Annotated in this window: 10 protein-coding genes and 1 pseudogene; 2 read left to right on the plus strand and 9 right to left on the minus strand. The window is 62.9% G+C overall.

Annotated elements, in window-relative coordinates; genetic code table 11:
• The first annotated feature begins 226 nt into the window (after positions 1-226).
• Positions 227-850, plus strand: coding sequence for a 3-hexulose-6-phosphate synthase (gene hxlA, locus D6T63_RS16820; RefSeq protein WP_120150236.1), 624 nt, complete (start codon positions 227-229; stop codon positions 848-850).
• 385 nt (positions 851-1,235) lie between these two features.
• Here the strand turns inward: hxlA and D6T63_RS20270 are convergent, their stop codons facing one another.
• From D6T63_RS20270 to D6T63_RS16860, 8 genes and pseudogenes are all read right to left on the minus strand, one after another.
• Positions 1,236-1,376, minus strand: coding sequence for a zinc-binding dehydrogenase (locus tag D6T63_RS20270; RefSeq protein WP_120150238.1), 141 nt, complete (start codon positions 1,374-1,376; stop codon positions 1,236-1,238).
• Between the two features lie 149 nt (positions 1,377-1,525).
• Positions 1,526-1,897, minus strand: a pseudogene (locus tag D6T63_RS20275) (zinc-binding dehydrogenase); the annotation flags it as partial.
• Positions 1,898-2,076: 179 nt separating this feature from the next.
• A complete protein-coding gene (locus D6T63_RS16835; protein WP_120150239.1) occupies positions 2,077-3,084 on the minus strand; it encodes a LacI family DNA-binding transcriptional regulator in 1,008 nt (335 codons plus the stop codon).
• Between the two features lie 132 nt (positions 3,085-3,216).
• Positions 3,217-5,805, minus strand: a complete 2,589-nt coding sequence (locus tag D6T63_RS16840; protein WP_120150241.1) for a glycoside hydrolase family 78 protein — start codon at positions 5,803-5,805, stop codon at positions 3,217-3,219.
• A gap of 76 nt (positions 5,806-5,881) precedes the next feature.
• Positions 5,882-6,790 carry a carbohydrate ABC transporter permease gene (locus tag D6T63_RS16845; protein ID WP_220725962.1) on the minus strand — a complete coding sequence of 303 codons (909 nt, stop codon included), beginning with the start codon at positions 6,788-6,790 and terminating at the stop codon, positions 5,882-5,884.
• Between the two features lie 4 nt (positions 6,791-6,794).
• Positions 6,795-7,679, minus strand: coding sequence for a carbohydrate ABC transporter permease (locus D6T63_RS16850; protein ID WP_120150243.1), 885 nt, complete (start codon positions 7,677-7,679; stop codon positions 6,795-6,797).
• A gap of 105 nt (positions 7,680-7,784) precedes the next feature.
• The gene (locus D6T63_RS16855) at positions 7,785-9,089 is read right to left on the minus strand and encodes an ABC transporter substrate-binding protein (protein WP_235830827.1); all 1,305 of its coding nucleotides are present in this window, start codon (positions 9,087-9,089) and stop codon (positions 7,785-7,787) included.
• 229 nt (positions 9,090-9,318) lie between these two features.
• Positions 9,319-11,487 (minus strand): beta-glucosidase, encoded by a 2,169-nt coding sequence (locus tag D6T63_RS16860; protein ID WP_220725963.1) that lies wholly within the window; start codon positions 11,485-11,487, stop codon positions 9,319-9,321.
• Positions 11,488-11,962: 475 nt separating this feature from the next.
• Here D6T63_RS16860 and D6T63_RS16865 point away from each other — a divergent pair, with 475 nt between their 5' ends.
• Entirely contained in the window at positions 11,963-12,145 is a 183-nt protein-coding gene (locus tag D6T63_RS16865) for a hypothetical protein (protein ID WP_182977077.1), read from the plus strand.
• Positions 12,146-12,314: 169 nt separating this feature from the next.
• Here D6T63_RS16865 and D6T63_RS19875 read toward each other — a convergent pair whose 3' ends face one another.
• Positions 12,315-12,470 (minus strand): PDDEXK nuclease domain-containing protein, encoded by a 156-nt coding sequence (locus D6T63_RS19875; RefSeq protein ID WP_235830828.1) that lies wholly within the window; start codon positions 12,468-12,470, stop codon positions 12,315-12,317.
• Between the last annotated feature and the right edge of the window lie 32 nt (positions 12,471-12,502).

A 12,502-nucleotide genomic window follows, 5' to 3' on the forward strand; every position in this document is an offset into this window, starting at 1 on the left:
TTTCCGGGCCGTCCCGAGCTCCGGTTTTCCATGAACTGTTGACTAAGACGCTTGTTCCTGTAACAGTTGGCATCGCTGTGACCCGCATCACAACCACGCGATCCTCTGCTGACAAGAGGCAGCGTTCTGCCCTCGGTCTCCGCACCGGGTGCATTTCGAACTGTCTCAGAGGACCTCGGACTACTTTCATCCCCACCGCAGTTTCCAGCAGAAAGAGAACAACACCATGAAGCTCCAAGTAGCCATCGATCTGCTCACCACCGAAGACGCCCTCGAACTGGCAGGCAAAGTCGCCGAGTACGTCGACATCATCGAACTCGGCACCCCCCTGATCAAGGCCGCCGGACTCTCCGTCGTCACTGCCATCAAGGAAGCCCACCCGGACAAGATCGTCTTCGCTGACATGAAGACCATGGACGCCGGAGAGCTCGAAGCAGACATCGCGTTCAAGGCCGGTGCTGACCTGATGACCGTCCTCGGAACCGCCGATGACTCCACCATCGCTGGTGCCGTCAAGGCCGCCAAGGCCCACAACAAGGGCGTCGTCGTCGACCTCATCGGCGTAGCGGACAAGGTCACGCGCGCCAAGGAAGTTCGCGCCCTGGGCGCGACGTTCGTCGAGATGCACGCTGGTCTGGACGAGCAGGCCAAACCCGGCTTCGACCTCAAGGGACTCCTCAGCGCCGGCGCCGAGGCCCGTGTTCCGTTCTCCGTAGCGGGCGGCGTGAAGGTTGCCACCATCAAAGACGTCCAAAAGGCCGGCGCCGAGGTAGCTGTTGCCGGAGGCGCGATCTACAGCGCCGCCGACCCAGCCCTGGCAGCCAAGGAACTCCGCGACGCCATCGCCTAACCCTTCGAATGATGGTGGCGTCCCGCACCCCAGAATCCACGGGACGCCACCCAGGGGCTCAGACCACAGATTTCAGATCCTCCAGAACGGCGCAGAGCAACGTAAGCGGGGCGGCGAGGTTTCGCGGCACACCCACTTGCTATTGGAATGTGCGGCGGTCAGATCATGCGTTGGGTGTGCAGCGGCGCAGATGGTGGGCAGGAAAGTGACTGAGGTACTTAGAGCTGAACGGCGTGTGCGCGACAACAGGGAACGTGTCCTGCAAGCGGCATTATCGCTGGCCGAGGTGTCGCGGCAGCCCTGCAGGTAGGCGGGGGAGAGGCTGCTTTCCCGGGCGAGTGGTCCTGTTCAGAGGTCGATGACAGCAGGGGCATCGAGCGCGGCTTCAGGGAGAACCTAGGGAGATGACGACGCTGCTCTTCTTGTGTCCCGATTCGACGTGGGCGTGCGCGGAGACTGCTTCGTCCAGGAGGTAGGTCCTGTCGATGACTGGGACGTAGTGTCCGGATGCTGCCAGGTCCCCCATGAACTGCACGTCCGCTGCGATGGCGGGAGCTTCCGAAGTCCGGTGAACACGATCCTCGCCCGGGTCCTACCGAACAGTGGGGTCAGAAGTGTCCAGAGGAGGACAGGGAGGGTGGGAACGGTGGTGAGGTAGATCCCGCCTGGCTTCAGGACCTTCCGGCATCGGGTGTAGGAGCTCTTTCCGACGGCGTCGAAGACCACATCGTAGGACTCGGCGGTCTCCGTGAAGTCCTCGGCTTTGTAATCGATGGTTTCGTCGGCCCCTAGGGACTTCACCAGATCAAGGTTTGCGGTGCTGCAGACGGCGGTGACATCTGCTCCGAAGTGTTTGGCGAATTGGACAGCAGCGGTGCCTACGGCGCCGGAGGCACCGTTGATCAGGATGCTCTGCCCGGCCTTCAGACCTGCGGCGTCTCTCAGGAACGGCAGGGCAGTGAGGGCGCCGTCGAGGATTGCCACGTACACCGGTCGGATACTCAAAGCAGACCTCGAGCGCCCGGCTAAAGCCAATGGTGAAGGCACTCCTCCGCCCAATTTTGACCGCCGATAACCTATCTTCTGTCAATCGCGTCCATGTCTGGTTGGTTAGTCGACTGGTTCTCAGTGTTCGCCATCGTCGGCCTGCAGCTACTGAACCTGCTCTCCTACAGACCACACGTGGGGCTCGAAGTCGAATCGCATGTAACCCACAGGTGGGTGTTTTATGTCCGCAAGGGGCTCGGCATTGTCGTGCTCCGCCGCACGATCAGGGTTGGTTGTAGTGTGACGCGCTGGTGTTCGTGGGTGCGCGGGTTGTCTATTTCGTCGACGAGGAGGCGGAGTGCTTCCCTCCCCATGTCGTGGCCGGGCTGGCTGACCGTCGACATGGGGATTGCTGCCTCGGAGGCGAACTGGTTGTTGTCGTATCCGATGACGGCGACGTCCGTCGGTACGGAGATTCCGGCGTCTGTGAGTTCGTGGATGAGGCCGGCTGCCAGCTGATCCGCTGGTGCCAGGATGCCGTCGGGAAGCGCGCCGGACGTGATCAGGTCTTGGGCGATGGACCGGCCGCTCGAACTCTTGAGGTTTCGACTGTGCACCACGTCGAGGCTGACACTGCCTCCGCGCTCTCGGACAGCGCGTCGAGCGCCCTCGCGTCTGGCGTTGACCGCGTGCAGATCCTGAGGCCCGCCCGCGAACAAGAGGCGGGTGCGCCCGATGTCCATGAGGTGTGTGGCGGCGAGGTAGCCGCCGTGCTCCTCGTCGACGACCACGCTGCAGCAGTCGGTCCGGTCACCGGCGTAGTTGACGAGCACGATGTTGCGGCCGTGCCGGCGCACACGGTCGACGCCATCGAGTCCCGCGTCGAGGGGCGCGAGGATGATGCCTGCGACGCGTGCTTCGTTGAAGATGTCGAGGTAGGACTCCTGCTTCGTGAAGGTGACATCGCTGTTGGCCAGCAGGAGTGATCGCCCGGCTGAGCTGGCTGCATCTTCGGCACCGCGGGCGATGTCGACGAAGAGCGAGTTGCCGACGTCGGTGAGGATCATGCCAATGGTGTTGCTCCGTCCGGCAGCCAGCGATCGTGCGGCGTCGTTCCGGACGAATCCGAGCTGATCGATCGCGGCGGTCACCCGGGCCATCGTTTTGGCCGATACGATCTCCGGTTTGTTGAGCACGTGAGACACGGTGCCCAGTGAGACTCCAGCAACCCGGGCGACGTCGTTCATGCTGGGAGAGACGGCTGGTTCGTCACTCGTTGGGTGGACGGCGGTCACGGTACCTCGATCGGGGTTCGACGTTGAACGCTTCCCCGGTGGGGGCGGCTGATTCGGGAGGGCATCCCTCATGCTAAGGGACCGTCAGGAGTTGACGGCCACGTTGGAGAAGGCGTGTGTGCCGGACTGGACAGTAACTGGGCTCTGCCCCGGGAGATCGACGACAGCCGTGCAGCCGGTGGGCACGGTGACTTCAGCTGACAGTGCTCCAGCATCGACTGTCCAGGAGATCGACGCCAGTCCGTACGGTGTTTCGTGGCTGGCCTGAGCGGAGGTGATTCCGCCGCCTGGACGGGGCCGGAAGAGGATCGAGCGGTAGCCGGGCTCCGCCGGAGCCAGACCGGCGACCACCCGGTGCATCCAGTCGGCGACCGCTCCGAGCGCATAGTGGTTGAACGACGTCATCTCCCCGGGGTTGATCGACCCGTCGGGCAGCATACTGTCCCACCGTTCCCAGATGGTGGTGGCACCCTGACCTACGGCGTAGAGCCACGAGGGGCACTGCCTCTCCATCAGGAGGGCGTACGCGGTGTCGATCTCACCGACGCTCGTAAGAGCGTCGGTGACCAGGGGTGTTCCTGCAAATCCTGTGGCAATCCGGTTCCCCGCCTGCCTCACGAGTTCAGCCAGTCGCTCACCGCTCCGCTGTTCCTGCTCTTCCGTGGATGCCAGACCGAAGGCGAGCACCAGTGCATAGGCGGTCTGGGCGTCGCTGACGACCCGGCCGGAGGGAGAGATGTACTCGCGGGCGAAGGCATCCCGGACCTTACGCGCCAACTCCCGATAGTGGAGTTCATCGGTCGTGTTCCCCAGGACGCTGGCCATCTGGGCAAGGTGCTGTGTGGACCACGCGAAGTATGCGGTCGAGACGAGGTAGCGATCCGTCGTGGCATCGGCGGGATCGTGGGGAGGGGCCGCGGGATCGAGCCAGTCACCGAGTTGCATGCCCGTGTTCCACAAGTAGGACTCGCCGGAACGTTCGGCCATGAGGTCCACCCACGCCTTGGCGCTGGAGTACTGGGTTGCGAGGACGCCCGTATCCCCGAAGCGCTGATACAGGGTCCATGGGGTCAGCACGGCGACGTCACCCCACACGGCTCCCGGCTGGATGGGTGTCCATTCCTCGCCCCCCGGTATCACGGGGACGTACCAGGGCACCGTGCCATCCTCAAGTTGCTCGACGGCGACGTCCTTGAGCCAGGAGCCGAGCATCCCGGAGCAGTCGTAGAGGAAGGTCGCGGTCGGGGCGAAGACCTGCAGGTCACCTGTCCAGCCGAGCCGTTCGTCGCGCTGAGGACAGTCGGTGGGGATGTCGACGAAGTTCCCGCGCATGCTCCAGCGCACGTTTTCGTGCAGCCTATTGACGTCTGCGTCGGAGCATTCGAACCACCCGGTCCGCTCCATGTCCGTGTGGTAGACGCGGGCCGTGACGGCTGCTGCCGGGTCATCGCCTGACCAGCCCGTGAGCTCGGCGTAACGGAACCCGTGGATGGTGAATCGGGGCTCCCACTCGACGTCGCTGTCGTCGCCGGCGATGTAGGTGTCGGTGGAGGCCGCCCCGCGCAGCGGACGTGTGCAGAGTTCGCCGTCTTCCAGGACTTCTGCGTGGCGCAGCCGGATTTCCTGGCCTCGCTCGAGCCCGGACAGGCTCACCCTGAGTCGGCCGACCAGGTTCTGCCCGAAGTCGAGGATCGTCGTGCCCGACGGAGATGTCGTGATGGCAACAGGTGCGAGTTCTTCCGTGCAGCGGACGGGCGGGCCCTCGGGCGCAACCAACGTCGAAGGATCACGTCGGACAACCCGAACCGGGGACCAAGCGGTGTCGTCAAACCCGGGGGAGGACCATCCGCGAGCTTCTTCGCGGGCGTCGTACGCCTCACCCTCGTACAGCCCGGTGGTCAGGATCGGCCCGAAGGAGGCACGCCATGATTCGTCGGAGGCAATGACGGTGATGCTTCCGTCGTCGTGGGTGATGTGTAGTTGAGCCAGGAGGGCGATGTCTGTCCCGTAGAGGTTCTGGTGACCTCCGTGGAAGCCGAGGCGGCCGCGGTACCAGCCATCAGCGAGCCAGCTGCCGATGGCGTTCGGGCCGGCGACGAGATTTTCGGTCACGTCGTACGTCGCGTAGCGCAGTCGTTCGCCGTAGACGGTCCAGCCCGGCGCAAGGGCCTCCTTGCCGATGCGACGTCCGTTGATCTCCACCTCGTAGAGGCCGTGGGCTGTGACGTAGAGGCGCGCGGAGTGGACGGGTCGGGGGAGTGTGAAGTCGCGTCGCATCAGCGGGGGGCGGCGGAGGGTATCGGCGTCTTCAGCCCAGGCGGGAGAAATGGCGTGGGCTGTCCAGCCGGAGGCCTCGAGGATTCCGGTTTCCGCGGTTGTGGCCGGGCTCCATTCGCTGGGTATCTCCGTGCCGGCTCCCCAGACCCGGACCCGTACGGAGACGGCAGTCTGTGAGGTGAGGTCTCTTCCCGGCCAGGGGACGAGCACCGAGTCGGGGGAGAAGACCACGCGTGAAAATCCTGCACCGGATGCGTCCGTCACCTCGATCTCGTACCGTTCCTGTGTCCACTCGGGGTCTGCCGTGGTCTTCCAGCTCAACCGGGGTCGCGGCTCTCCGATGCCCAGCGGCTCGCGGTGGTGCTCGAACGAGAGAGGGCTGACGGTTACTGGCATGGAGAGGATCCTTCTCGGTGTTGGAACGCCGCCGGGTAGGCGGAGGAGATGCGAGTCGTGCAATGGAGGCGAAGTGTCAGCCTTTGACGGAACCGGCTGCGAGACCCTTCATGATGCGCTGGTTGAGGAAGAGGTAGATGGCCAGGGTCCCGAAGACGTTGAGGCAGATGGCGGCGAAGAGTGGGCCGTACTGGACGGTTCCGAACTGTCCAGTGAAGTTCAGGAGTCCCACCTGGATGGTGCTCAGGTCACTGTTGTTGGCGAAGGTCAGTGCGATCAGGAGGTCGTTCCAAATGAAGAAGAACTGGACGAGGGCCACAGTGAAGACTGCGTTACGGACCATGGGGAAGCCGATGGAGATGAAGGACCTGATGATGCTGGCGCCGTCGAGGGTGGAGGCTTCGAAGACTTCGCGGGGTACGGCTCGGAAGTAGGTGGCCATCATGAACACCGTCAGGGGTAGGCCGGTAGCAGTGTAGGTGATGATGAGCGGCCAAAGCGTCCCGGTCAGACCGGTGTTGAAGTAGGCGGAGAACAGGGGAAGCAGGATCATCTGGCCCGGCACCATGATGCCGGTCAGGAAGATCAGAAGAACGCCGTTGCGCCCCTTCCAGACCATGACCTCGAGGGCGAAGCCGGCCGCGACGCCGAAGACGATGATCAGGGCCAGCGACGGAAGTGTGGCCATCAGTGAATTGGCGACGAACACCGCGAGGTTGCCGGTGGTCCAGGCCTCGACGTAATTGTCGAAGTTGAACGATCCGGGCAGCGACCACACAGGGTCGTTGAGGAATTCCTGCTGTGTCTTGAATGAGCCGAGGACCAGCCAGAGCAGGGGGTAGAGCACGACGACGAGCAGGAGGGCGATCAGCAGGTGGACGGGAAGTTTCGCCCAGCGCTTCGCGGCGCGGGATCGTGTGCGGCGCGGCTCCTGGCGCTGCATCGCCTCGAGGGGCACTTTCTGGTCGGGGGCCTGTGTGCTCATGGCGTCAGTCCTTGGTGAGGTCGCGGCGCGAGGACCGGAAGATGAAGATGGTCACGATCAGGCACAGCAGCGTGAGCAGCAGCGCGATCGAGCTGCCGTAGCCGTAGTCGCCGAAGGCGAAGGAGGTGCGGAACATGTAGAGCGTCAGCGGCGTGGTGGAGGACCCGGGTCCGCCGTTGGTCAGCGCCACGATGGAGTCGAAGACCTTGAGGGTTCCGTTGATGCTGAAGATGATTGAGGACAACAGGACGGGCATGGAGAGGGGCAGGACGATGTTCTTGATGAGTCGCCATCCGGTGGCGCCGTCGAGCCGGGCCGATTCGAGCATGTCCTCGGGGATGTCCACGAGGCCGGCGTACAGCAGGACGGCGTAAAAGCCCATGGACCGCCAGATGTCCATGAGGACGATGACCCAGAACGAGCTCGAGGAGCTACCGAACCAGTCCACCGACTCGACTCCCACACCATTGAGAAGGCTGTTGACGAGCCCGTTCTGCGGGGCGATCTCGAACATCTTCTGGAAGAGGAGGGCAACGGCCACCGTGGGGAGCACGACAGGGAAGAACACCAGCGTGCGGATGATGTTCGAGGACTTCTTCAGGATGAAGACGTACATGAGCGCCAGGGCGTAGCCCATCAGGATCTGACCGATCGTGATCACGATGGCGTACCGGACGGTGAAGGACAGCGCGGTGCGGACTTCGGGGTCCGTGAACAGGCGGGTGAAGTTATCGGTCCCCGCGAAGGTGAAGCCGGAGATCGCGTTGCCGCTGAAGAAGGTGTAACCCATGGACCAGATGATGGGCACGAGCATCACCAGGGTGTACACCAGCAGTGCTGGGCCGAGGAGGATGATGAGGGCTTTCTTGTCGCCCAGTACTGACTGCATGGTGGTCCTTTTGTTTACGGCTGGCGTGTGGGCCAGTCGGTGGCCCAGACGGTTTGAGCGCCGGGGAAGGAAGGCGTCGCCTTCCTTCCCCGGCGCGCTCGTACCCTACTTGAGGGCGGACTGCACCGTATCCATGAACTGCTCGGGGCTCATGCTGCCGGTGACCAGGGGTGCGGCGTTGGTCTGGCTGGCCGTGGTCGCCTGGGTGCCGAAGAGAGCCTCGAACCACAGGACGCTTTCGCTGGTGTCGGCGATGGTGTCCTGGACGGTCTGGGTCAGGGGATCGACGTCGACTTCCTCGTTGACCTTGAAACCGGAGATGGCGCCCTTCTCCGCGAGGCCGACGCTGCCGTAGTTCTCGGTGATGCAGCTCAGCCATTCACCGGTCTGGTCGTTGTAGGCCTTCTCGGAGATCGCCATGGGCAGGCCGACGTTCGCTGCGTACTGGTTGTCGATGCCGGCGCCGCCGTCGACCTTGGGGAACGGCATGAAGCCGATGTTCTCGGCGCCGATCTGGTTGGCGGCCTCGTCGTTGAAGTTCGCGAGCACCCAGCTGCCCATGTAGAGCATGCCGGCCTCACCGGTGAGGAACTGGTTGACGGCGGTGTCGTAGTCGATAGACCCGATGCCCTCACCGAAGTAACCCTTGGAGCCGAGGTCGGCGACCGCAGCGGCTGCCTCGACGTACTCGGGGTCAGTGAGCTTCGCCTCACCGTCGGCAACCTTCTGCAGCGCGTCCTTGCCGAGGTCGCTGAAGAGGTATCCGCTGATGAGGCGTGTCAAGGGCCAGCCCTGCTCGCCGGAGGCGGAGAGAGGAGTGACGCCCGAGGAATTGAGGGTCTCGGCGGCCGCGGTGAAGTCGTCCCAGGTCGCAGGGACCTCGATGTTGTTGTCGGCGAAGAGCTGCTTGTTGTACCAGATGCCCTCGACGTTGTACTCGTAGGGCAGGACATTGAAACCGCCGTACAGCGCCTTCACGGTATCGATGGCTGCGGGCTCCACCTGGTCGATGACGCCCAGATCGTTCAACGTAGCCTCGAGGTCCAGGACGTTGCCGGAGTCGGCGAGTTCCTTCGTCAGGGCGGGAGCGGAACCTGCGGCGAACTGGGCCGGCAGGGCGCCCTGGCCTGCCTGCAGCTGGAGTTGCTGGTCGAGGCTGGTCTGCGGGACGGTGTCCACCTTCAGCGGCATCGCATCAGCTGCGGTCTTGCACTGATCCCCAGCCAGGGTCTCCAGGACAGCAGGGATGGTGGTGTTCTCGACGACGCTGAGAGTCGTGAATTCGCCGGCCTCGCTCTCGCCCCCGCCGTCGTTCGAACTGCCGGCTCCGCAGCCGGTCAGCAGCAGCGATACGGTGCTGAGTCCTACGCCCAGGAACAGCATCCGGTTCTTATTACGCGTGGTGGCCACGTTTCCTCCTTGAAAGTGTGCGCCCCGTCTTTGAAGCGTTTCAATTATTGAGGTTAGGGGGTCGTCGGGCCCTGTGTCAACAGTCACATCGGGTGCTGGTCGCTCCTCACTTGCCCTACCCCCGGTTCGGACTGCTAGGCCTCGCCAATGGTGTCGCACACGACAAAGGACCCGCCCCCTCTTGGTGGGGCGGGCCCTTCGTTTTTGACGCTCTGTCGGTAGTGCTGGGCTAGCGCACGGTCGCAGAGGAGCGGAGCGGCAGTGCCTGCGACGAAGAACCGACCTCGAGGGTGAACTCACCTGTCGGCGTCGTCCAGGTGTCGCGTTCTGCGTCCCAGATCGACAGCGGGTGATCAGGTCCGTTGGCGTCGATGACCAAATGAACCTGCGTTGTCTGATTCGGCTTGAGAGTGACCTTCTCGAATCCGACCAGGCGTTTGCCGGGTTCGCCGGCGGCACCGGGCAGGGTCAGGTAGACCTGGCCCACTTCGGCCCCTGCTGTCTTGCCGGCGTTTTTGATCTGGAACTTCACGTCCAGAGAAGTGGTGCCGGTTTCCTTGTCCACCACGGGCTTCACACGGAGGTTCCGGTATTCGAAGTCGGTGTAGGACAGACCGTGACCGAAGCCGAACAGGGGCTTGATGCCCTGGGACTCATACCACTTGTAGCCCATGGCAAGGCCTTCGGTGTAGTCGACCTGGCGGATCTCCTGCGAACCTGTCGGAGCGGTCGTTGAGCCGTTGGAGAAGACACCGGGGTACTGCTCAGGGGAATTGGTCGGGGTGTCAGCGAGGGAAGCGGGGAAGGTCATCGGGAGCTTGCCCGAGGGGTTCACGTCCCCCCACAGGAGGTTCACCAGGGCCGGTCCTTGCTGTTCACCGGCGTACCAGCTCTCGAGTACAGCCTCGGTCTTTCCGAGCCAAGGCATCTCTACAGCGCTTCCGGTCTGCAGGATCGCTACCGTGTTCGGGCTCGCGGAGGCAACGGCCTCGATCAGGGCGTCACCGTTTCCGGCGAGACGGAGGTTCGGCAGGTCGTTGAATTCACCGGACTTGTAGTACCCGACGACGAGGGTGACGTCGGCCTTCGCTGCGACCGCGGCCGCTCGCTGCGGGTCTGAGCCGTTGTCGAAGACGACGGTGGATCCTTCTGCTGCGGCACGCTCTCGGACTGCGTCCTCGATCGTCACGATGCTTTCGCAGGTCAGCGTATTCGGGGAGCCGAACGGCCAGACCATGCTGCAGGTCGACAGGGCGCTGATGCCATTGGTGGGCGTCGAAGAACCAGTCGGGCCAATGATTGCAATGGTCTTGGGCGTCGAGGACAGCGGGAGGACACCGTCGTTCTTCAGAAGGACAGTGCCTTCCTCGACAGCCTGCCGCGCGAGGTCCTTGTGAGCGGCGGTCGAGACCGAGCCTTCGGCCGGGGCGGGGAGGGGAGTGTCGAACAGTCCACCGCGGATGTAGGAGCGCACGACGTTGAAGGCCGCTCCGTCGATGGTCTGCTCGGTGATCTCGCCGGCAGCCAGCGCTTGGGTGAGACGTTCAGGTGTGTAGTAGATCGGTCGGTTGAGTTCCTGGTCCAGTCCCGCATTCAGGGAAGGCCCGGTCGAATGCACTGCGCCGAAATCGGACATGACGTATCCGTCGAAGCCGAGTTTGTCCCGCAGGGTGTCCTTCAGCAGCGGGTTCTCGCAGGCATAGACCCCGTTGATCTGGTTGTAGGAGCACATGATGCTCTCGGGCTCGCCCTCGGCGATGGTGATCTCGAATGGAAGATCGTAGGCCTGATGCAACGTCCGCTCGTCGATGTTAGAACTGCTCGCGTTTCTGGAGACTTCCTGCTCGTTGGCGACGTAGTGCTTGACGTTGGAGAGGACCGGCTTGTCGGGATTGCGTTCCTCGATACCGCGGATCGCTGCTCCGGCAAGAGTGCCGCTCAACAACGAGTCCTCACCGAAATACTCTGCGGTGCGCCCGGAGAGCGGAGTGCGGCCGCTCGCGATGCCCGGGCCGAGCACGACGTTCTTGCCCTTGTCGAAGGCCTCGGCTGCCTGCGCGGCGCTCTTGTCGAAGACAAGACCCCGGTTCCAGGTCGCCCCAAGGGCGATGGGCGCCGGGAACGCCGTCACGCCCTCTGTGAATCTCACGCCATCGGGTCCATCGGTGTACACAACCTTCGGCGTGCACGGCAGCTGGGCCTCGTACTGCACGGTGCCGAACGCCGTCTTGGTCGGATCATTTGCCGGTTGCTCGACAAGCCAGCGGTACTTCTGCCCGAGCGAACTCGCATCCAGCAAGATCCGGGCACGCTCGTCATGGGACTTCGAGGTATCCATCCACGGGCACTCCGCCGGATAGGACGCCGGTGCGGCGCCTTTGGCTTCCGCTGCCGGCACCTGACCTCCAAATGAGGCCACCAGAAAGCCGCCTACTGCTAGCGCAGCCAGAGCCCGCCGTGCTGACGTACGAGATCGATGTTTCACATGTCCTCCTTGACATAGCGCTTTTGAAGCGCTTCAATTTTAGTTCGTACCTTGCCGCGTTGGTGTTTCGATAAGGGGCATGAGCTATCCGATATGTGATCGTGGTCTCATGTAGGCACCAACGTAGGGTGGGTTTGACTGTCCCGTCAAGATCACCTTCTGCACATCTGGGAACCGAGCTCGCAGGACAGGGGGTACGTGTGGAGTCGCGTGAAGATCTCGATGCCGGATCCACAGTCGGTGCTCTGACTTATAAGCTTCGTTCCTTCACGAACTTTCTCGTCATCACACCTAGCACGTCGATATTGAGCTCACCTACGGCAGAAGGACAGACAAAAGGGCACTGTCGGAATACACTCGAGCCGACGGACGATCCTTCAACACCTACATGGATGAACTGCAGTGGCCGCAGACTGAACTGGTCCAGCATCTGAAGAAACGCTCAGCGTTCATCAGCATCACGCTTGAGGACATCACCAGAATTACCGACCGTTTCGAGATCCTTTACAGCATCAACGCGGACCCAGAGGCAGTGCCGCCGCCTGCTGACAGATCCATTGTTGGAAGGTAGAACATAGCCCCTTCTGTGAGCTCTCCGGACGAACCTCAAATCGCCGATAATCTACATTATGTCAGGTAGGGGTTCGGAGAGGGGCTAGGAGTCCCTCCTATTGGTTCTTCCAGATGCGATCTAGTCGAAGGCCGCCGTGAGTTCATCGGCCGGCGGCAGGGCGCGTTGCTCAGCCGTGGGAAGGTTCTACGGAGAAGTTCAGTTTGCCGGCGTACTCGGGCTGGAACGTGCCGGTCTTGAGTTCGATGACGAAATAGCGCAGCTGCTCCACATGGAAGAACAACAAGTCGATGTAGAGGTCATCGCCCTCAACTTCAAAGTGCACCTGTCGCCCGACGAACTCGAATCCTGGAGACG

The organism is Arthrobacter cheniae (genome assembly GCF_003602275.1).
Lineage (GTDB): Bacteria > Actinomycetota > Actinomycetes > Actinomycetales > Micrococcaceae > Arthrobacter_D > Arthrobacter_D cheniae.

Bases quoted from the DNA above. Each gene is read 5' to 3' on its own strand.
- D6T63_RS16835 (WP_120150239.1), bottom strand. From the start codon at position 3,084: ATGAACGACGTCGCCCGGGTTGCTGGAGTCTCACTGGGCACCGTGTCT.
- D6T63_RS16845 (WP_220725962.1), bottom strand. From the start codon at position 6,790: ATGAGCACACAGGCCCCCGACCAGAAAGTGCCCCTCGAGGCGATGCAG.
- D6T63_RS16840 (WP_120150241.1), bottom strand. From the start codon at position 5,805: ATGCCAGTAACCGTCAGCCCTCTCTCGTTCGAGCACCACCGCGAGCCG.
- D6T63_RS16850 (WP_120150243.1), bottom strand. From the start codon at position 7,679: ATGCAGTCAGTACTGGGCGACAAGAAAGCCCTCATCATCCTCCTCGGC.
- D6T63_RS16865 (WP_182977077.1), top strand. From the start codon at position 11,963: ATGGATGAACTGCAGTGGCCGCAGACTGAACTGGTCCAGCATCTGAAG.
- D6T63_RS20270 (WP_120150238.1), bottom strand. From the start codon at position 1,376: ATGGGGGACCTGGCAGCATCCGGACACTACGTCCCAGTCATCGACAGG.
- hxlA (WP_120150236.1), top strand. From the start codon at position 227: ATGAAGCTCCAAGTAGCCATCGATCTGCTCACCACCGAAGACGCCCTC.